We start from the raw sequence: 21,133 nt of genomic DNA, 5'->3' as shown, positions 1-21,133 counted from the left end.
CCTTAGATTATTTGCCTGCCCAAACGGCTGGCTGAATATTGATAGATTTCGGAATGATTTTGAGTTCGCTAAAACGGTTAGCCAGTTCTTGCTGATCGGCAATCACTTTTTTGTTGAGCAGAGCAGCACCAGACGGGTTCGGACGGCGCTGGATAAAAGTCTGGCTGACCACCGGTTTCAGACCTGTGCTTTTCGCAAACAGGCTTGCGGTAGCGGCTTTATTGTTTTGTACCCATTTATCTGCAACGTTCACTTGCTGGATAATGCCTTTAAGTGCCTGAGGATGATTCTTAACCAAATCATTTGAAGCCAGATAGAAGGTGTAATTTGGGCTTAAGCCTTTACCTGTAGTCAGTACCTTGGCTTTATCTTCCAGTTGTGCCGCAGCATAGTACGGATCCCAAATGGCCCAGGCATCAATCGCGCCTTTCTGGAACGCTGCTCGTGCATCAGCCGAGCTGAGCCAGATGGGTTGAACATCTGTCCATTGCAAACCAGCTTTGCGTACTGCCTGCACCAATAAATAATGCGAGCTTGAACCGCGATGCACTCCAATACGTTTGCCCTTCAACTGGCGGAGCTGGGTAATTTTGGAGTTGCTTGGCACCAAAATGGCAGAAGCCAAAGGTTTTGCCGTTTCATACGCAAAATAATGCAGTGGCTTGTTGCCTGCCTGAGCGTACACAGGCGGCGTATCCCCTGTGGCACCGATATCAATCGAACCGACCGCCAGGGCTTCTAAGATTTGCGGACCACCTGGAAATTCATTCCAAGTGATTTTTGCATTAGGAAATTCCTGTTCAAACAGCTTTTGTTGCTGCGCAATCACCAGATTGACGGAAGATTTTTGATAACCGACGCGTAGCTGTTTTACTGAAGCATCCACAGCCCAGGTGGCGCTTGAACCCAACATCGCGCAAGCAACCAATAGGGCATTCATGCCATGACTGGAGGTTTTGAACCATGTGTTTGCTTTGTGGTGTGGCTGATGCTGAGTCATGTTAAATCCCCTAAGTTTTATCTATGCTTTACTTCGCTAAAATTGCGGCTTGAATATTGAGTTTGTTTGGAATCAGTTTCTGGTTATAAAAGGCATCGGCAACATATTGCTGCTTTTGCACCACTTCAGCAGAAATCGGTTGTACCCCAAAGCCCATGCGGGAAATGGAGGTTTTCAGGATTTCGTTAGACAGTCCTGTTGGTTTTTCCAGCAGCTTGGCGGCTTCGTCCTGATGCTGGGATACCCATTGGGTGGTGGTGTTGAGTTCATTCACGACCGCTTTCAGCACATCCGGATGCTGCTCGGCAAATTTGCGGTCAGCCAGATAGAACTGATGGTTACTGACCAGGTTTTCACCGGTGGCAATGACACGGGCACCAATCTGCTTTTCTGCAGCAGCAAAGAACGGATCCCAAATTACCCAGGCATCGACCGCACCCCGTTCAAAGGCAGCGCGTGCGTCCGAAGGCGGCAAGTACACCACCTGGATGTCATTTAGAGTGAGCTTGTTGGCTTCTAACACTTTTAACAGTAGATAATGAACATTTGAGCCTTTATTGAGGGCAACACGTTTGCCTTTTAAATCCTGGATGCTATGAATGGCTGAATCTTTTTGTACAATCAGGGCTTCAGCTTTAGGCGCTGCCGGCTGGTTGGCGATATAAACCAGATTCGAATTGGCTGCCTGCGCGAAAATTGGCGGCGCTTCACCTGCTTCGCCTAATACAACACTGCCGACATTCAAGCCTTCAAGTAATTGAGGACCGGCAGGGAATTCCACCCATTTCACATTGACGCCCTGGTCTTTCAATGCCGTTTCTAAAGTGCCGCGTTCTTTAATAATCGGTAACAAGCCATATTTTTGAAAGCCGATATTTAAAGTGACCGTTTCAGCTTCTTTTTTTCCGCAACCTGACATCATCATTGCGCCAGCAACTACTGAAGAAAGGACCAGTGATTTCGCCCAGAATTTTGCTTGAATGGCGCTCATGTATGTGTGCTCCGCAATAAGGAAGTGTTGAATATTGAACACATACGCTAAAGCCTTTTCTTTTTCGAAAAAAATAAGAAAAGATAAATTTCTAATGAGGAAAAAAGATAAATAAAAAAAAGAAAAACTTATGCAGAAATGTGATTTATCAGGACAACTTAATATCCAGTTTTATTTTTTTAAAATATTGATATTAAATAATTTAAATTCTAAATCTTTAGCATGGATAAGGATATGCAAAAACGCCATAAACAAATCAGGAAGACTTTCAAGAACTTCATCATAAAGATATAAAAAATAAAGCTATAGCAGGCGTAAAAAAAGCCACTTTAGAGTGACTTTTTAAAGACCAGGGAATTTCGTTGATAGTTGTACAGCGCCTGACGGGCATTGGGCAAGTCATCCACACTGGCTGCTTCAAAACCATGTTCGACAAACCAGTGTGCAGTACGTGTGGTCAGTACAAACAGCTGCTGAATGCCCAGGCTTTTGGCCTTGTCTTCCAGGTAATGCAGAATCTGGCTGCCGCGGTTAGATTTGCGATAGGTTGGATCGACCGCGACACAGGCAATCTCGGCCGATTTAATTTCATTGGCTGAGGTGGGAATAGGGTACAGCGCGGCGCAGGCCAGAATCATGCCATCCCGTTCAATCACGGAAAACTGTTCAATTTCACTTTCTAATCGTTCACGTGAGCGATACACCAGAATGCCTTCAGCTTCCAGTGGACGAAGCAGATTCATCAAGCCGCCGACATCCTGAATGGTCGCCGTACGCACATCTTCATAATGGGCATCGGTCATCATGGTGCCTGCACCATCACGGGTAAACAGTTCTTCCAGCAAGGCACCATCGTAAGTATAAGAAATCAGATGCACACGATGTACCCCTTGCAGTGAGGCATTTTTGGCACCGCGCAATTGCAGGGCAATATCCGGGTTAGAATCCTGATATTGCAGGATCTGCCGATCCAGCTGATGCGGTGCTATTTCACGCTGCAATTGTCCAAATTCATTGACCAGACCTTGCTGTTTCCCCAAAAAGATCAGCTTGTCGGCTTTTAGCAGAATGGCGGTATTGGTGGCCACTTCTTCCGCGACCAGGTTAAACACTTCACCCGTGTTGGAATAACCGGTTGGACCCAGCAACACAATATTGTGGTTTTTCAGATGTCTCTGAATGGCGTCGGTATCGACGGTACGCACTTCACCCGTCAGCTGGAAATCCACGCCGTCCCGAATGCCATAGGGTTTGGCAGTGACAAAATTGCCCGAGATCACATCAATACGGGCACCGTACATGGGTGAGTTGGCGAGTCCCATGGAAAGCAGGGCTTCAATTTGCAGGCGAATAGACCCCACCGCATTCATGACGCAGCTTAAGGATTCTCGTGTGGTAATCCGGCGGTGGTTATGAAAAGGGGTTTGAATACCGCCGGTTTTCAGGTTCTGGTTGATTTGCGAACGGGCGCCATGTACCAGAATCAGACGAATGCCTAAAGAATGCAGCAGGGCAATGTCATGAATAATATGCTGGAAATTTTCATGCTGTACCGCTTCACCATCAAACATGATGACAAAGGTTTTGTTGCGATGGGCATTGATATAGGGCGCAGAATGTCGAAACCAATGCACATATTGCAAATTTGTGCTTTGTGAAGTTTCAGATGAATTCGTTTGCATACCTATCTCAAAATTAAAAAATTTCTTTCCTTGATTCTAATCAAAAAATGACTGGGGGGAAGCTAAAAAATAAAAAAACACCTGAATGGAGTTCAGGTGTTTTTTTTAGGGAAGAGGAAACTTAGGCCGTTTTAGTTGATGATGCGCACAATACGGTCGGTACGTTCATTCACTAACACATAGTCACCATTGATTTTATACCACTGTTGATAACGGTTGGCATTTGGTAAGCGGCGTGCTTCACGGTCGCTGACTTTATAACGTGATGAGTCGTAAAAACGTGGGAAACTCTGGCCAGCACGCCAGTCACGACTTGGGTTGAGCTTTTTATTGTCGTAACGGTTGTGGTCATAACGGTTATTATTATCCCAACGTTTATCCTGATGTGATGGGGCATGGTTATAACGATGATCATCATAACGATGGTCCGGTGCGGCCATTGCAGAAGTTGCCATCAATGCAGATAAAGAAAGCGCAATTGTAGTCAGAACTTTTTTCATTACTTTCACCCTGAATCATTTAGGAAGATGTTTTCGATGATTCAAAATTAGAAGAAAAGTAGAGATAAACGATGTTGGAATCTTAGTTGAATTGTGAAATTGATGGAGAAAAAAAGAAGATTGTAAAGGTCTGAAAGTTATAGCGTTAAAAAGGGGAATTTGAAAATAAGAGCATAAAAGTAAAAAAAGCCCAAACTGAAGTTTGGGCGTGGAGAATTAAAAACGGCGTTTAGAAACCTTGAATACGTACAATATTATTGCTGTCTGTATCCACTAAAATATAGTCATTGTTGATTTTGTACCATTGCTGGTTACGCGACGGTTTGGGTAGGTCATGGCTTTTATAGTCCACCTTGTAGCCATTGCCACGATAATGCTGTGGCATCACATATCCCGGTTGCCATTTATGCTGTTGGAGACGCTTAAATCCGCGTTCTTCACGCATACGGCGTTTGTCCTGCATATCATTATCATCTTCACGAAAATCACGGCCTTTATTGAATTTTGGATGATCGGATTGATCCCAGCCACGATTATCATGTTTTTCATGAGGTGCAGCAGTAGTGATACTGTTTGCCATCAATGCACTGAAAGAAATTGCCAGAATTGTCAAAATCTTTTTCATGTTGAGCCCTCATAAAAAAAGTATTAATTTCATTGATGCTAATGTACGCAAAAATTGCAGAGAAACTGTGAAGATAAATCACTCATTTCTTAAAAAATGCAGAGATAATAAGGATATTACTGGAAAAATATCTCATCATTTAAAAATCTTCAGCAATTTTATAGGGCTATTAAATACTAAAAAACTTTGTGTTGATGAAAACTTTGTATCAAATTTTTGAGATCACGCTTATTCATTCAAAAATGTTCTCAGAAACTGGCTGCACAGCTGGTCTGGTTTGACTGCCCAATACCATTTTACTTTTAGTTCCATTGTTCAACCAGACCTTGTAGTGAGCTGACTGCCTCAGCAATGGCTTCTGCCTGTTTGGCATCCTCCAGACCAATGATTAAAGTATTTGATAGCTGGAGTTTTTCAATACCACGAATCGTTTCAATTTTACGTTTTTGGTCTGCCATGTTGCACTTCCTCATGTTGAAGGTTTTTTCATGCTGTTCAGCATAGCGGTATTTTCATTATTTATAAAAACGAATATTTTTGTAAAATTTATTTGAAAATTCGATTTAACATTTGGAACACTCAGAATCTGCTTTTTAAGTTTTTTTATCAGTTTGCATCTGTAATAAAAAAGGAGCGGTATTCGCTCCCTTTTCATCTTTACAGATCAGTCTTGGGCATCAATGCTTTGACCATTCAGATGCAGGCTGTCATCTCCCATTAAATACAGGTAAGCCGGCATAATGCTTTCCGGTGTTGGCAAGGTTTTTGGATCTTCCTCAGGATAAGCCTTGGCACGCATGGCGGTCCGGGTGGCACCCGGATTGATGCAGTTAAAACGCACATTCGGATAGACATTTTCCTTGGCAAAAATCTGGTTCACCGCTTCAATGGCAATTTTAGAGACCGAATAAGCGCCCCAGCGTTCCCGCGCTTCACGTCCTACACCGGAACTGGCAAATACCACCGAAGCATGCTCGGATTTTGCCAGTAAGGGCAGCAGTTCCTGGGTCAAAATAAAGGGAGCACGCAGATTCACCGCCATTACATCATCCCAGGTATCCACCGGGTAATGCGCCAGTTCGGTACGTTCTCCCAATATGCCGGCATTGTGCAAAATGCCATCCAGGCGGCCGAACTGTTGCGTTAAAGTATCGACCAGCAATTCATAGTCACGAGGAGAGGCGCTGGAGAGCTGCAAAGGCAGAATAGCCGGTTGTGGCGCACCCAGGCTTTCAATTTCATCATAGATGACTTCAAGCTTGTTTAGGGTGCGTCCATGCAGCACTACAGTGGCACCATGCAGGGCATAGCTTATTGCAGCCGCACGGCCAATACCATCGCCCGCACCTGTAATCAGGATAATGCGATCTTTTAACAGATCGGGGCGAGGCTGATATTCTGAATATTTCATTGCATACCTCCTCGTTTATATTGTTATGTCGTTATGAAATGAGTGAATGATGATCTTGTTTTACGCCGACTAGTTGATTAATCACTTGATGTAATTCTGCAACTGTCTTCACTATACAATCCGCCTGCCATGCTGTTAAGTCATCTTTGTGTTGCAATGGTAAATAGCCATAACCCGCCAGGATGGTGTACATATGGGCATTGCGGCCCGCATCGATGTCACGCGGATGGTCACCGACATAAATGCAGTCTTCAGCTCTGACCTGAATTTGCCTGGCTGCCAGATACATCGGTTCCGGATCGGGCTTGGTGTTGCTGACATCTTCCGGGCAAACCAGAACCGCACAGCGTTCAGTCAAATTCAGTGCCTGAAGCAAGGATTCACTGAGCCAGCGTGGCTTGTTGGTGACAATTCCCCAGGGAATATTCTGACTTTCCAGTTGCTCCAGTAAGGGATACATGCCTTCAAACAGGTCAGTCTCTACCGCAATATCTTCGCCATACAAATCCAGAAAGCGCTGGCGATGTGCAAGGAAAACAGGGTCGTCGACTTCCAGTTCTGGATAGACCAGTTTCACCATGGCGCGTGCGCCTTCAGACACCTGGGTACGAATTAAATCAGCCGCCACGATGTCACAGGGTTTATCGCGGCACATGTCCTGAATAATGCGAATGAAGTCGGCCGCCGTGTCAATCAGGGTGCCATCCAGGTCAAACAGTACAGCTTTCATCAGGCACCTTCTTTTACCGTGTGAACCATGTAGTTCACATCGACATTCGGTGCCAGCCAGTAACGTTTGGTGAGCGGGTTGTAATGCAGGCCGGTCATGTCTTTCAGTTTCAGATTTGCCGCACGGATATCATGTGCCAGCTCGGAAGGTTTAATAAACTTGCTGTAATCATGTGTGCCTTTGGCCAGCATACGCAGGACATATTCTGCACCAATAATGGCAAACAGATAGGATTTCGGATTACGGTTAATGGTCGAGAAGAATACGTGACCACCCGGTTTGACCAAGGTCTGGCAGGCCTGGATAATCGATGCCGGATCGGGTACATGTTCCAGCATTTCCATACAGGTGACCACGTCATATTGTCCAGCCTGTTCTTGTGCCAACTGCTCTACTGGAACCTGGCGATATTGAATATTCTGTACGCCTTCCTGTTCGGCATGAATGCGTGCCACATTTAACGGTGCTTCACCCATGTCGATGCCCAAAACATCGGCGCCACGACGCGCCATGCTTTCCGACAGAATACCGCCACCGCAACCGACATCGAGCACTTTTTTACCGCTGAGACCGCCAGCATGCTCATCAATCCAGTTTAAACGCAGCGGATTGATCATATGCAAGGGGCGGAACTCAGAATGCTGATCCCACCATATGGCAGCGAATGCTTCAAATTTGGCAATTTCTTGTGGATCAACATTCAATTGCGACATCGGTATCACCTTAATCAAGTCGTTATAATTTAAAAAAGTTACAGAAGCTTAGTGTAGCGTTAATTCTAAAAAAAGCGATAAATGCCGTAAAAAAGTTCACAGAATGAAAACGAAATCGGCATAATTGATTTATAGTGATCGCATAAATTAAGCATAATGATTTAGAGGACAATAAGGTCAATGAAAAAATTTCTTTTAGGTAGCGTAGCGACGGCTATTTTTGCCTTATCCGGCACTGCAATGGCAGCAAATTTTGTTGCAGGTAAAGATTACACCGTGGTGGCCAACCCGGGTAAAGTTCAGGTACCTGGAAAAATTGAAGTGCGCGAATTCTTCTGGTACGGCTGCCCGCACTGCTATCGCTTAGAGCCACATATGCAGACCTGGCTGAAAAAAATGCCTAAAGATGTCAACTTTGTGCGTACTCCGGCTGCCATGAATCCGGTTTGGGAACAAGGCGCACGTGGCTACTTCGTGTCTGAAGCATTAGGCGTGCGCAAGAAAACTCACCTGCCTTTATTCCATGCCATTCATGCCAATGGCCAGCAGATTTTTGATCAAAACTCACAAGCCAAATTCTTTGTAAAATATGGTGTTCCTGAAGCCAAATTTAACAGCATGTTTAATTCATTCGCAATTACCTCAAAAGTGGCACAAGCCAAGCAATTGGCACAGCAATATCAATTGAGCGGTGTGCCTGCGGTCGTGGTCAATGGTAAATATGTGGTACAAGGTGAAGATGCCAAAGTGACGCAAGTGATCAGCTACCTGGTCGAAAAAGAGCGTAAAGCCAAATAAGCAACAAGCTCTAAAAAAACCGCAATCATGGTTAATGCTGATCAGTTAAGGAGTTTAGAAATAAACTCCTTAATTTTTAGTAATTCATGACGGAGTCTTACCGTTTTAAATCAAACTTTTGCAGCTCATTTGTTACTTTGGTTTCGCCCTGAGAAGCACTGCTTCGTAAGACCAAAGGCATCTTGCGGAGCAATGCTCCTCACCGCAAAACTCGTCAGCCACTATCAACTAGCAAATCTGTCGCAGAAACAATCATTTTTTTATGTAGTCCTGCCTCAAACAGTTGCAGATGACTTTCCCACATATTAAATACAATCATGAATTTAAAAAAGAAAATGCCAGTCAGTTTGTTAACTGACTGGCATTAGCCATTATGGCGGTTTTTTATATCGGCTAGTCTTCAATTATGAAGAGGCAGAATCTTTGGATGGGTCCCAGTTGGAGATGCCACGGAAAATCAAATGCACTTGAGTCATGGTTTGCAGCTTAAACTGGTTTTGCTGTGTTGACCGTTCCGGACCCTGAAATTTCCGGCTAATGTCCATCCAGGTCATGGCCCAGGTAAAAGACAAGTTAATTAAAATATTGGAAAATACTTGCAGGTCTTGGGCATTACCAATGTGCTGCATGGTCTTAACTTGACCCAAATCGTTGGCCAGGTCTTCAATTAAAAAATTAATTTCCCGTGCAATGGCATGGCGGATCACTTCTGAGCCACCCCAACGCTCGGCAATCATAAAGACCCAAGGTTCAGGATGATGTTCAACCGCCTGAAAAAACAGGTCCAGGCTGATTTCGGTTTTGGTATTCGGTTGATAGATATAGGCCTGTCCCAGCTGATGCAAAATGCCTTTTAAATGCATGGCAACCTGATCGACCAGTTCCAGTCCCAGCTCGTTCATGTCCTGAAAATGACGATAGAACGCCGTCGGCACCAAGCCGACATGACGTGCGATTTCACGCAAACTGATGCTGCTAAAAGAACGCCCAGACGTGCTTAAAGCCAGCGCGGCATCTAAAAGTGCTTGGCGGCTCTGCTGTTTACGCTCATCCCGTATCGACATTCGACTACTCTAAAAAAATTCTGCATGAAGTCTATCAAAAAAAAACAAAATAAACGATGAATGTCAGTGAACAGGTGTTGACTGAATTGAAAAATCCTTATAGTGTACAAGTGTTCACTGTAAGAACACCTGTTCACTCAAATAAATAGCCAGCAATAAAAGAGGAACGTCATATGAGTCATGTGATGCAATATCAGCCGCAATGGATTCGAGAAGATTTTGTCGATTTTATTGCCGAAAAAATCAATCCGGTATGGGCCTGGAAAAAAGTCAAAGCCAGCATTGTTGATGTACACATGCTCAGTTCCGATTTTTATCAAATTGAGTTGCAGCCGAATCATAATTTTCGCGCTGACGCTTTTCGTGCCGGACAAAGTATTTTAGTGACTGTCATGATTGCAGGTGTGCATGAGCAACGCAGTTATTCCATTGTCAAAATTGCCGCAAACGGTCATGTCGTGATTGCAGTGAAACGTCAGGGCAAAGTGTCCAATGCTTTAACCCGTTTGACGGCGGGCAGCGTGGTGGAAATCTCTCAGGCTCAAGGTGATTTCACTTTAAGTTCATCTCAGGCGCCTATTCTGTTGTTGGCTTCTGGAAGTGGCATCACCGCTATTTATGCCTTATTGCACCAGGCGATTCGTCAACAAGTCAGCCAGATTGATCTGATTTATTTCACGCGTGATGATGCTTTTCATAATGAATTGCAGCAATTCGCCGAGCAACATCCTCAGTTTAAATATCATCATTTTAATACTCTGGCACATAAGCAACATTTAACCGCAGAACTGCTTGAAAGTACCGTGCCGGATTTTCAGCAACGTCAAAGTTATGCCTGTGGTGCCCAAGGCATGATGCAGAGTCTGAACCAGATTTATCGACAGCTAGGAATTGCCGACAGACTTAAACAGGAATATTTCCAGGTCGTGGTTGATGAAAATGCAGCAGTGCAACCTGTGGTGTTTTTACGTGCTCAACAACAGTTTGAAGCCAAAACCAATTTGCTGGAAAGTGCCGAACAGGCGGGATTAAGACCCGCACATGGTTGCCGTATGGGTATCTGCAATACCTGTACCTGTACCAAAGTCAGTGGTTCGACCAAAAACCTGCTGACCGGTGAAATCGACCACGATAGCAATACCCAGATCAAGTTATGTATTAGCCAGGCCGTGAGTCCGGTAGTGATTAACCTTTAAAAAATAAAAACGCTTTAATAGCGCCGTTTAGTGAGTGATCGCACTTTTAAAAACAGGGTTAGATGCTCACTCAGGAGAAAAACAATGAATATGTCAGTGAAGTTTCAAGAAAACAGTAAATCAAAATATTTAAGCCCTGAACAAATTGCCGAATTTGGTGAAAAAGTCGATGCCATTCGCCGTGAAGTGATGGACAATATTGGCGAAAAAGATGCCGAATATATTTATAAAATCCGCGATTTTGTCCGTTATAGCGAAATTGCCTCCCGTGGCATGTTGATGTTTGGCGGCTGGATTCCGCCAGTCTGGTTATTGGGCACAGGCTTGTTGGGTATTTCCAAAATTGTGGAAAATATGGAGCTGGGCCATAACGTGATGCACGGTCAGTTTGACTGGCTGAACGACCCGAATCTGAACGGTGCCAATTATGACTGGGATACCATGGCAACCGGAGATGACTGGAAATACACCCACAATTATATCCACCATACCTATACCAATATTATTGGCAAAGACCATGATGTGGGTTATGGCCTGATTCGGGTCAGTGAATCGCAAAAATGGGAACCGCGTTTTTTATTTAATATTCCTTTAACCATTCAGCTCATGCTGTTCTTTGAATGGTATGTCGGCGTACAGGGTTTACATCTGGAAGATGTGCTGGTTTATAAAACAAAAACCTGGAAAGAGGTGTGGAAAGAGTCGGCAAAATTCCGTAAAAAAGCCACCCGTCAGATTGCCAAAGATTATGTATTTTTCCCGTTAATTGCAGGTCCGAATGCACTGCCGGTCTTTGCCGGCAATGCCGTGGCCAATGTCATTCGGAGCCTCTGGGCATCCGCAGTGATTTTCAATGGACATTTCACGGAAGATGCTGAAACCTTTGAACCGGACAATACTGAAAATGAAACCCGCGCCGAATGGTACTTACGTCAGATTCGTGGATCGAGCAATTTTAGCGGCACAGAATGGCTGCACATTTTAAGCGGTAATTTGAGTCATCAAATTGAACATCATTTGTTCCCGGATATGCCGGCAAACCGTTACGCAGAAGTGGCGCCTAAAATTCGTGCCTTATGTGATGAATATGGCATTCATTATAACGAAGCCAGCTTTTTTAAACAGTTCGGCAGTGTCTGGGTACGTTTGGCCAAATGCTCATTGCCAAATTCATGGACCTCAACCCTTGAACAATCCAAACAGAAATTAAAAGGCTTATTGGGCTTTTAATATTCCCTCACAAGCTTAAGGACATGCAGGGCAGGTAGCGAATTTCATGAGAGCTTAAATGGACGCGTCTGGGCTTGATGGTTTTTGCCAATGGAGAATCTCCGGGCAAAACCTGAGAGCCCGCTTCTGTTATACTAGGCCGCAATGAATTTTAGCCAAAACAAGGACTCATTATGCGTATCGACCAACGTACATTAGATCAATTACGTGAGGTAAAAATTACCCGTAACTATACACGTTATGCGGAAGGTTCAGTGTTGATTGAATTTGGTCATACTAAAGTTCTTTGTACCGCAAGTATTGATAATTCGGTACCGCGTTTCTTGAAAGGGAAAGGACAAGGCTGGGTGACTGCGGAATACGGCATGTTGCCACGTTCTACCCATACCCGTAGTGACCGTGAAGCCGCGCGTGGTAAACAAAGTGGCCGTACTCAGGAAATCCAGCGTCTGATTGGTCGTAGCCTGCGTGCCATGGTCGATTTGAAAAAACTGGGTGAAAACACCATTACCATCGACTGTGATGTGATTCAGGCGGATGGCGGTACCCGTACAGCCTCTATTACCGGTGCAGCAGTGGCTTTAGTCGATGCCATGAATGTATTGCTTGAAACCAAGAAAATTAAGCAAGATCCGTTGAAAGGTCTGGTGGCCGCGATTTCTGTCGGCATGTATCAGGACAAAGCCTTACTGGATCTGTGTTATGAAGAAGATTCAAACTGCCAAACTGACTTAAACGTGGTGATGACTCAGGCAGGCGAGTTTATCGAGCTGCAGGGGACGGCTGAAGACAAGCCATTTACCCGTGCGCAATGTAACGAAATGCTGGAATTGGCAGAAAAAGGCATCCAGGAACTCATTAAAAAACAGCAAGAAGCTTTAGGCTGGTAAGTTGTTAGTTTAAACATCTCAGCAATAAAAAACGCACCCATCGGTGCGTTTTTTATTTACTCAATCTTTATTGAGTTGAGCGGGGGAGATCAAGCATTAAAACGCATGGATAAATCCACGGCTTTCACGTCTTTGGTCAACACACCCATCGAAATATAGTCCACACCTGACGTTGCCACTTCACGTAAGTTTGCAATGGTAATATTGCCAGATGCTTCCAGCTTGCAACGACCGGCAACATGCTTCACCGCATCAATCATTTGCTGTTGGCTAAAGTTATCCAGCATCACGATATCCGCTTTTGCTTCTAAAGCCTGGTTCAGCTCATCCCAGGTTTCCACTTCCACTTCTACCGGTTTACCCGGTGCGATGTTATGTGCTTTGGCTATCGCCTGCGCAATACCACCTGCTGCCATAATGTGGTTTTCTTTAATTAAGAAGGCATCGAATAAACCGAGGCGATGGTTCTGACCGCCACCAATCGCCACGGCATATTTTTGTGCAATACGTAAGCCCGGCAAGGTTTTACGGGTATCCAGCAATTTGGTATTCAAGCCGTCAAGTTCTTTAACATATAAAGCAGTTTTGGTCGCAACCGCAGAAAGGGTTTGCACAAAGTTGAGGGCAGGGCGTTCCACCGTGAGCAGGCTGCGTGCAGAGCCGGCCAGTTTTAAAAAGGCTTCATTGGCGTTTACGCGGTCACCATCATTTTTTAGCCAGGTCACCTGTACTTTTGGATCATAGGCCTGAATCAGGGCATTGACCCAAGGCTGACCGGCCAGCACCATGTCTTCACGGCTAATGATGGTTGCTGTAGCCTGTTCATCTTCAGGGGTTAATAAAGCGGTGATATCACCTTCGCCAATATCTTCTTGTAATGCTTGCTGAATGTTGATTTCGATTGATTGTTCAAGCAAAGATTGAGATATGCTCATCAGTATTTCCGTATCTTTTTTAACCCATGAAAGTTGCGCGTTATTTTAGCACTGTTCATTTAAAAGAACTGTTTTTTTGCAGCAATTTTATCTGGGGAATTTGAGATTTTAAGTTTAAAGTTTTAGGATTGCGCTAAAATCATCAGCTTATGTGAACAGGACTCAGGATCGGCATATGCAACAGGCACCCTTTTTTCAGGTCATCGACGGTCAGTTAATCGGTGCCAGGCAAGTGGCTTCCCCCAATTATAATCAGCGTCCCGAACAGACTGAAATTCAACTGGTGGTGGTACATAACATCAGTCTGCCACCGTCACAGTTTGGTGGGGGATATATTGAACAGTTTTTTCAGAACCAGCTGGACTGGTCACAGCATCTTTATTTTCAAAGCATTGAAGGCATGCAGGTTTCTGCGCATCTGCTGATTTTACGCAGTGGGGAAGTGCTGCAATTCGTGAACTTCAATGATCGGGCCTGGCATGCCGGACGTTCCACTTACCTGGGCAAAAAAGAATGTAATGACTATTCCATTGGCATTGAACTGGAAGGCAGTGATGATTTGCCTTTTGACGAGATTCAATATGCAGTGCTGGCGCAAGTGACGGCTGCATTGCAGGCGGCTTATCCAAAAATTTTACAACATTTGGCTGGCCACTCGGACATTGCGCCTGGACGTAAAACCGATCCGGGCCCATTTTTTGACTGGGTCAAATTCAGAACATTATTGCAGCAGCATAAAATCCATCAAGAATGAATGGGTTTTATGATTAAACAACGAAATTCCCTGTGGAGTTTCATTACAATAGCGACTTAATTTTTTCACTGGGTGGTTACGATGGCGCTTTGGCGATCGACCTTTATTGTTAGTACAATGACCATGTTGTCTCGGGTGCTGGGCTTGGTCCGAGATGTGGTGTTGCTGAATGTGTTTGGTGCGGGTAAAGATTTCGATACCTTTGTGGTGGCCTTTCGTATTCCGAACTTTTTCAGGCGCTTATTTGCCGAAGGGGCATTCTCGCAAGCGTTTATTCCGGTTCTAACCGAATATAAAACCACGCGCACTCATGCAGAAGTGCAAATTCTGATTAGTCGGGTCTTTGGCTGTCTGGCCACCTTTATGACTGCCCTCACCTTTATTGCCATGATTGCAGCGCCGGCCGTGCTATATATCTATGCACCCGGTTTCCATGACGACCCGGAAAAATTTGCCCTGGCGACGGACATGTTCCGCCTGACCATTCCCTATCTGCTGTTTATGTCGTTAACGGCTTTTGCCAGCAGTATCCTGAACAGTTACGGTTCTTTTTCAACTCCGGCATTTTCACCGGTGTTATTGAATATCACCATGATTGCAGGTGCGTGGTGGCTCACGCCCTATATGGCCGAACCGATTATGGCACTCGGCTGGGCGGTGGTGATTGCCGGTATCTTGCAGCTGGTGATTCAGATTCCAGAGCTGTGGCGCAAAAAACTGCTAATTCCACCTAAAGTGGATTTCAAGCACGAAGGTGTGGAACGCATCATGAAATTGATGCTCCCGGCACTGTTTGGTGTTTCGGTCACGCAAATTAACCTGCTGTTGAATACCATTTGGGCATCCTTCATGCAGGATGGTTCGGTATCGTGGTTATACAGTGCCGAGCGGATGACGGAATTGCCTTTAGGTTTAATTGGTGTGGCGATTGGTACCGTGATTTTACCTTCGCTGTCTGCACGTCATGCCGAACAGGATCAGGCCAAGTTCCGCAGCATGATTGACTGGGCTGCCAAGGTGATCATGCTGGTCGGTATTCCTGCCAGTATTGCCTTATTTATGCTGTCTACGCCAATTATTCAAGCTTTGTTCCAGCGTGGGCAATTTACCTTTGAAGATACGCAAATGACGGCTTTAGCCCTGCAATGTATGAGTGCCGGGGTGATTTCCTTTATGTTAATTAAAGTCTTTGCCCCAGGTTTTTATGCCCAGCAAGATACCCGAACGCCGGTGCGTGTGGGCCTGATGGCGGTAGCCGCGAATGCCATTTTAAACGTGGTGTTTATTGGTTTCTTTAAGCTGATTGACTGGCATGCAGAGCATATGGCTTTGGCCCTGGCTTCTTCCGGTTCGGCACTGGTCAATGCCGGCATGCTGTATTTCTATTTGCATAAACGCAATATTTTCCGCTTTGCCGGACACTGGAAAAAGCTGTTTCTGCAATATGCGATTGCCAATGCCGCGATGGTTGCTGCACTGTGGTATGGCTTGACCTTGTACAATGGAGATGTATCGCAGTGGATGCGGATTCTGGAAGTGATCGGTTTATGTGTCGCCGGTGTGGTGGCTTATGCCATTGGTTTATTGGCCACAGGTTTTAGACCCCGTCACTTACGCCCTTAATTTTGAGCTTACAACTCTCCACAGCCAGATAAGTTAGATAAAAAGATAGCTAACTTTGATTCGGTTCTTTTGAGAGGTAGATGATGGAAAGCTGAATCAAAAAAACCGGATATAAAAAAGAGCCTGAACAGGCTCTTTTTTTGATTAAGTGAGATGTTTTTAACAGAGGTTATTCAACTAAACCCTTCCACGAGAGAGGAAGCCGACGATTGCCAGAATAACGGCAATGACGAGTAAAATAATTGCAAAATCCTTCGATAATCCTGCGACGCCAGCAAAACCGAGTAGACTCGCAATCAGTGCAATCACTGCAAAAATAATCGCCCAACGGAACATAAGCTTTCTCCATGTGTTGTTATTTTCAAAGTAGATTCAGTATAGGGGGGGATAATTTCCAACAGTGTTATGCTTATGTTTAAAAAATGTTCACTTTGACAGCAAATATATGATTTGAAGTAAAAATCATATTCCTACATTGTGAACTTGAACACGTTATAATAAGCAGCTTCTTTTAATTTCTCACTGTTATGACTGAACAATTGCGTCCACAATTCTGGAAAAAATACGCTTTAACTGAACTTAATCCTGCCGAATGGGAGGCATTATGTGATGGTTGTGGTCTCTGCTGTTTAATCAAGCTGGAAGATGAAGACCTGCAAGAAGTCGCTTATACCAAAGTGGCTTGCAAACTTTTAGACTGCCAGACTGCACGTTGTAGCAATTATGAGCAGCGACTTGAGCATGTGCCGGATTGCATTCAGCTGACACCAGAAAAGTTAGATACTATTCACTGGCTGCCGCCGAGCTGTGCTTATCGCCGTTTAAAAGAAGGTAAGACTTTACCTGCCTGGCATTATTTAAATACCGGAACACGTGACAGTGTGATAAAGGCGAGAAAATCGGCAGCCGGCCGCTGTATTTCCGAAACGCAAGTCAATGAAGACGATCTTGAAGAATACATTGTGCGCTGGGTGCGTTAATTGCCTGTTCATCCTCCTGTCAGCTTCGGCTGAAATCACCTGAAAACCTTAATCCTCGACAGCTAATAAAGTCACTGCCTGAGTCTGTAAAGTAGAGGATGACTGCAAGCATGAATAAACTTGAATGGCTAAGCAGAAGAAATGAGGGGCTGAGCGGCATCAGCCACAGGATTTAATAAGGGGGTGGCTTCCTGAAAGATCAGGGGATGATAAAAATAAAAACCTTGCCCGGTAGAACAGTCGCAAGCTTTCAGCACTTCAACCTGTTCTGAACTTTCAATGCCTTCGACCAGGATATCTAAGGCAATGCTTGCGCCGATCTGGCTGATGGCCTTCGCAATTGCCAAATCAGAAGGGTTGTCCGGTATATTTTTAATAAAATTTCGATCAATCTTTAGACAATCAATCGGATAATCCCTTAATCGGGTCAAGGAAGAATGACCGGTCCCAAAATCATCCAGTGAAATTTTCAGCCCGGATTGTTTTAACAGGTTCAAGGCACGGATGACATAGTCGGAACCATGCTCTGAAAGACTTTGTTCGGTAATTTCTATTTCAATCAGAGGGTGGGGAATCTTAAATTGAGCAAGCCGGTTTAACAGGGTTTCTGCATAATTGTCCCTTAAGAATTCAACCGGTGCCGCATTGATGGAAATGGGTAACAGTTTCAGGCCTGCTTCCTGCCACTGGCTCATATCCTGAAAGACTTTGAGCTGAATAATTTCGCTGATTCGCGTGGCCAGTTCATAATCCTGAAAAGCGCAAGAAATGTGCAAGGGGAGCTGGGTTTGATCTTCTGCATCCTGCCAGCGCAGCAACGCTTCAAAACTGGTAACTGTTCCGTCTGCGAGCTTGACCTTGGGCTGGTAGACCGGAAAAATTTTATCGTGCTGAATAATTGCCCGCGCCAGCGAAAGCTGTTTGGTGGTGACGGCGATGCTGTTAAACATGGTACTCGTGAACATTCGAATACCGCCACGGCCACTGATTTTAAGATCATTCAGCGCTACATCGGCACAGCGTAACAAGGTCGAGCTATTTTTTGCATCACGCGGGTATATGGCACAACCGATGCTCATTCCGCCATTAATATATTGCCCGGCATAACAGATCGGCTTATCCAGTTGCTGGCGTGCTATTTGTGCAATGTTCAGCAATTCAGCCTCATCACGCAGATGTGGCACGATAATCGCAAATTCATCACCGCCCAGACGTGACACCATGACTTTTTCATTAAAACAGCCACTTAAGCGCTGACCAAGAATCTGGACTAAATAATCGCCTGCACTATGACCCAAGATATCATTGATATGCTTGAAATAGTCTAAATCAATCAGCAAAAAACCAACAGATTCTTGTTGATGCTGGGCATTTTGAAGGGTCTTTTTAAAAATTTTATGGAATGCACGACGGTTATATAAGCCAGTCAATTCGTCAAGTTCAGTCACCTGTTGCAGATTTTTTTCCGCCATCTTTTGTTGGGTGACATTCCGGGAAACACAAAGAATACTTTGGGTCGAACCATCCTCATTCAGTATGGGAGTTAACATGGTATCCCAATATTGCGGAGGCTGACCGGCAATGATGCTGATGCCATCAAAACGCGCATTTTTTCCCGTAGAGGCCTGTTTTAATGCGTGTTGTCCCGAATGCTGAATGGATTCGGGCAGTAAATTTAACCAGGACATACCCAACTTATTTTCATTGACCGGTACGCCTAAGGCGAGACAACTGGAACGGTTCATATGGGTCAACTGACCCTGTGGTGTTAAAAGCTTGATGCAGTCTACGCTGGCATCCAGCATTTTGCCCTGTACAAGCACTTGCTGATGCAATTCGCTATGCTTTAAATAATGATCATGAATATCTGTGGCAGTGATCATCCATTCAATATTATCTAAATGTTGTGCCGGTTGAACGGAAACCCGGCAAACCCGGTAATCCTGTTGATGGTGTTGAATACGGCATTCGTGTTCGAAGCCTTGTTGAATGTGCAAGGCATTTTGCCAAAGTACCTTAAAGTTCGGGTAATCTTCAGGATGAATGAAGCTTTGACATTCATCATTATGCGATAAATTGACAGGGCTACCGATGTAGTCACAAATTGCCTGATTATAATAATACTGGTTCTGTTTGTTCTTGACCCAGACCAGCTGGGGTAATTGATTAAGGATATTTTGGATAATAATGTTTTCGGCAGATAATTGAGTTTGAGGGGTTTTAATGCACTGCTGATCGGGTGTTTGGCCATCCTGACTGAAAGGTTTTCGCTTGTTTTTGAAAATATATTCCATAAAGCTTACCCATTTAAATAATCAAAATGCTTAAAAGTGTGATTTATTTCACACAATAATTATATCCGTGAACATACAAAAGGAGAATGATTCGGTTTGTATCTCTGATGGCCTGCTTGTTTTGGATAAGCCACTTTACTCTATTTAAAAGTAATTCACGTAAAATATCCATCATGATGATGGATATTTTTTTTAAAATAACAGTATGATTTTTTGTAAATCACTTGATTTGAAATACGCGATATTAAAATTACATAGTAGACTTGTTTTAAGTACAGCAAAGAAATAACAAGATGTCCGAGAGCCATATTCCACTCCCTGAACGCCTTCGCCCACGTGACTTGTCCGAAATTATTGGTCAAGATCATCTTTTGGGAGCAGGTGCACCCTTACGTCAGATGATTGATCAGGGACATTTGCCTTCCATTATTTTTTGGGGACCACCGGGAGTCGGAAAAACCACCATTGCTTTGCTTTTGGCTCAAGCGGTAGATCGGCCATTTATCAGTTTATCGGCACTCAATACCGGAGTAAAAGAACTGCGTGAAGTAATTGCCGAAAGTGGCGATTTACTGACCCCGGTCGTGTTTATTGATGAAATTCATCGTTTTAACAAGTCACAGCAAGATGCCTTATTGAATGCGGTGGAAAAAGGCAAAATTACCTTAATTGGAGCGACCACAGAAAATCCATCTTTTGAAGTGAACAATGCCTTGTTATCGCGTTGTCAGGTGTATACCTTAAATGTGCTGGATGACGAGGCAATTAAGACCTTGGTGAATAAGGCGATTCAGCAAGATGCATTTTTAAAAGAACGCTATATTCAAATTGAAGAATACGAAGCATTACTGCAATTTGCGGCTGGAGATGCACGTAAAGCACTTAATTTATTAGATTTAATTGCCAGTACCTTTGAACCGGAACTAGAAAATAGCATTAGCAATGCCATTGTTGTGAGAGTAGCCCAGCAGAACATTGCCCGCTATGACAAATCGGGTGAGCAGCATTATGACCTGGTCTCTGCCTTTATTAAATCCATCCGCGGCAGTGATCCGGACGCTACCTTGTACTGGATGGCGCGTATGCTGAAAGGTGGAGAAGATCCGGTGTTTATTGCCCGTCGTATGCTGATCGCAGCTTCGGAAGACATTGGCAATTCTAACCCTAACGCCTTGCTGCTGGCAGGCGAATGTTTCCGCTCGGTACAGGCTGTGGGCATGCCGGAGTGTCGTATTATTCTCGGCCAGTGTGCGGTGTATTTGGCCACCAGTGCCAAAAGTAACAGCACTTATCTGGCCATCAATAAGGCCTTAGATTTAGCAGAAAAAACGGCCAATTTGCCTGTGCCGCTACATTTACGTAATGCCCCAACCAAATTGATGAAAGAGCAGGGTTATGGGGTGGATTATTTATATCCGCATAATTACCCAGAGCATTTCGTACTGCAAGAGTATATGCCTCCTGAATTAAAAGGCACCAAGCTCTACGAATCTGCACGGAACAAGCGTGAAGTTGAAGGAGAAAAACTGCAACAGCGCCGCTGGATGCAACAGCAACAACAGCAGTAAAGTAAGTAAAAAAAACCCCAATCCAGAGCACGGATTGGGCTGAAAATAGGATGTCTTAGGGGAGATACATCCTGGAGGGTAAACTAAAAATCTGGGTCGTTAAGCAGGAGTTTATAAAGCCATTGACTTCAATCTTTTGCTACCTGCTA

21 protein-coding genes are annotated in these 21,133 nt (G+C 44.4%); 8 read left to right on the top strand and 13 right to left on the bottom strand.

The window, feature by feature from the left end:
• Positions 1–7 precede the first annotated feature (7 nt).
• From H4I94_RS13870 to ubiG, 9 genes are all read right to left on the bottom strand, one after another.
• Positions 8–940 (bottom strand): sulfonate ABC transporter substrate-binding protein, encoded by a 933-nt coding sequence (locus H4I94_RS13870; RefSeq protein ID WP_261183488.1) that lies wholly within the window; start codon positions 938–940, stop codon positions 8–10.
• 88 nt (positions 941–1,028) lie between these two features.
• Positions 1,029–1,991: a sulfonate ABC transporter substrate-binding protein gene (locus tag H4I94_RS13865; protein WP_092820581.1), complete on the bottom strand. Its 963-nt coding sequence runs from the start codon at positions 1,989–1,991 to the stop codon at positions 1,029–1,031.
• Positions 1,992–2,320: 329 nt separating this feature from the next.
• Complete coding sequence (argA, locus tag H4I94_RS13860) at positions 2,321–3,673, bottom strand: amino-acid N-acetyltransferase (RefSeq protein ID WP_261183471.1); 1,353 nt, start codon at positions 3,671–3,673, stop codon at positions 2,321–2,323.
• 131 nt (positions 3,674–3,804) lie between these two features.
• Entirely contained in the window at positions 3,805–4,173 is a 369-nt protein-coding gene (locus tag H4I94_RS13855) for an RcnB family protein (RefSeq protein ID WP_131274238.1), read from the bottom strand.
• A 229-nt stretch (positions 4,174–4,402) separates the two neighbouring features.
• A complete protein-coding gene (locus H4I94_RS13850; protein ID WP_131274237.1) occupies positions 4,403–4,798 on the bottom strand; it encodes an RcnB family protein in 396 nt (131 codons plus the stop codon).
• Positions 4,799–5,100: 302 nt separating this feature from the next.
• On the bottom strand, positions 5,101–5,256 hold the full coding sequence (locus H4I94_RS13845; RefSeq protein WP_261183470.1) for a hypothetical protein: 156 nt from the start codon (positions 5,254–5,256) through the stop codon (positions 5,101–5,103).
• Between the two features lie 206 nt (positions 5,257–5,462).
• Complete coding sequence (locus tag H4I94_RS13840) at positions 5,463–6,209, bottom strand: YciK family oxidoreductase (RefSeq protein WP_131274236.1); 747 nt, start codon at positions 6,207–6,209, stop codon at positions 5,463–5,465.
• A gap of 31 nt (positions 6,210–6,240) precedes the next feature.
• A complete protein-coding gene (locus H4I94_RS13835; RefSeq protein WP_261183487.1) occupies positions 6,241–6,942 on the bottom strand; it encodes an HAD family hydrolase in 702 nt (233 codons plus the stop codon).
• A complete protein-coding gene (ubiG, locus tag H4I94_RS13830; protein WP_131274234.1) occupies positions 6,939–7,652 on the bottom strand; it encodes a bifunctional 2-polyprenyl-6-hydroxyphenol methylase/3-demethylubiquinol 3-O-methyltransferase UbiG in 714 nt (237 codons plus the stop codon). The genes H4I94_RS13835 and ubiG overlap by 4 nt, the downstream gene beginning before the upstream one ends.
• Positions 7,653–7,832: 180 nt before the next feature.
• Here ubiG and H4I94_RS13825 point away from each other — a divergent pair, with 180 nt between their 5' ends.
• Positions 7,833–8,450, top strand: coding sequence for a thiol:disulfide interchange protein DsbA/DsbL (locus H4I94_RS13825; RefSeq protein ID WP_261183469.1), 618 nt, complete (start codon positions 7,833–7,835; stop codon positions 8,448–8,450).
• A 404-nt stretch (positions 8,451–8,854) separates the two neighbouring features.
• Here H4I94_RS13825 and H4I94_RS13820 read toward each other — a convergent pair whose 3' ends face one another.
• Positions 8,855–9,514 (bottom strand): TetR family transcriptional regulator, encoded by a 660-nt coding sequence (locus H4I94_RS13820; RefSeq protein WP_092820599.1) that lies wholly within the window; start codon positions 9,512–9,514, stop codon positions 8,855–8,857.
• Between the two features lie 173 nt (positions 9,515–9,687).
• Between H4I94_RS13820 and H4I94_RS13815 the strand changes: the two genes are divergently transcribed.
• The 3 genes from H4I94_RS13815 to rph all read left to right on the top strand — a co-directional run bounded on the left by H4I94_RS13815 (position 9,688) and on the right by rph (position 12,830).
• On the top strand, positions 9,688–10,710 hold the full coding sequence (locus H4I94_RS13815; protein ID WP_261183466.1) for a ferredoxin reductase: 1,023 nt from the start codon (positions 9,688–9,690) through the stop codon (positions 10,708–10,710).
• Between the two features lie 84 nt (positions 10,711–10,794).
• Positions 10,795–11,940 (top strand): fatty acid desaturase family protein, encoded by a 1,146-nt coding sequence (locus tag H4I94_RS13810; RefSeq protein ID WP_409976765.1) that lies wholly within the window; start codon positions 10,795–10,797, stop codon positions 11,938–11,940.
• A 173-nt stretch (positions 11,941–12,113) separates the two neighbouring features.
• The gene (gene rph, locus H4I94_RS13805; RefSeq protein ID WP_092820605.1) at positions 12,114–12,830 is read left to right on the top strand and encodes a ribonuclease PH; all 717 of its coding nucleotides are present in this window, start codon (positions 12,114–12,116) and stop codon (positions 12,828–12,830) included.
• Between the two features lie 89 nt (positions 12,831–12,919).
• On the opposite strand, the gene nadC is transcribed toward rph, so the two are convergent.
• Entirely contained in the window at positions 12,920–13,765 is an 846-nt protein-coding gene (gene nadC, locus H4I94_RS13800) for a carboxylating nicotinate-nucleotide diphosphorylase (protein ID WP_092820607.1), read from the bottom strand.
• Positions 13,766–13,940: 175 nt separating this feature from the next.
• On the opposite strand from nadC, the gene ampD reads away from it, so the two are divergent.
• Positions 13,941–14,519: a 1,6-anhydro-N-acetylmuramyl-L-alanine amidase AmpD gene (ampD, locus tag H4I94_RS13795; protein WP_261183465.1), complete on the top strand. Its 579-nt coding sequence runs from the start codon at positions 13,941–13,943 to the stop codon at positions 14,517–14,519.
• Positions 14,520–14,591: 72 nt separating this feature from the next.
• Complete coding sequence (murJ, locus tag H4I94_RS13790; protein WP_171259720.1) at positions 14,592–16,142, top strand: murein biosynthesis integral membrane protein MurJ; 1,551 nt, start codon at positions 14,592–14,594, stop codon at positions 16,140–16,142.
• A 177-nt stretch (positions 16,143–16,319) separates the two neighbouring features.
• Here the strand turns inward: murJ and H4I94_RS13785 are convergent, their stop codons facing one another.
• Positions 16,320–16,478 carry a DUF1328 domain-containing protein gene (locus H4I94_RS13785; RefSeq protein WP_092820613.1) on the bottom strand — a complete coding sequence of 53 codons (159 nt, stop codon included), beginning with the start codon at positions 16,476–16,478 and terminating at the stop codon, positions 16,320–16,322.
• 191 nt (positions 16,479–16,669) lie between these two features.
• Here H4I94_RS13785 and H4I94_RS13780 point away from each other — a divergent pair, with 191 nt between their 5' ends.
• Positions 16,670–17,122: a YcgN family cysteine cluster protein gene (locus tag H4I94_RS13780; RefSeq protein ID WP_261183464.1), complete on the top strand. Its 453-nt coding sequence runs from the start codon at positions 16,670–16,672 to the stop codon at positions 17,120–17,122.
• A gap of 128 nt (positions 17,123–17,250) precedes the next feature.
• Here the strand turns inward: H4I94_RS13780 and H4I94_RS13775 are convergent, their stop codons facing one another.
• The gene (locus H4I94_RS13775) at positions 17,251–19,416 is read right to left on the bottom strand and encodes an EAL domain-containing protein (RefSeq protein ID WP_261183463.1); all 2,166 of its coding nucleotides are present in this window, start codon (positions 19,414–19,416) and stop codon (positions 17,251–17,253) included.
• 293 nt (positions 19,417–19,709) lie between these two features.
• Between H4I94_RS13775 and H4I94_RS13770 the strand changes: the two genes are divergently transcribed.
• Positions 19,710–20,984, top strand: coding sequence for a replication-associated recombination protein A (locus H4I94_RS13770; protein ID WP_261183462.1), 1,275 nt, complete (start codon positions 19,710–19,712; stop codon positions 20,982–20,984).
• Positions 20,985–21,133: the final 149 nt, after the last annotated feature.

It is taken from the genome of Acinetobacter sp. T_3_1 (genome assembly GCF_025377055.1).
Classification (GTDB): Bacteria; Pseudomonadota; Gammaproteobacteria; order Pseudomonadales; family Moraxellaceae; genus Acinetobacter; species Acinetobacter kookii.
Note: the sequence above shows the minus strand (reverse complement) of the source record. Positions and strands in the feature narration are given on the sequence as shown.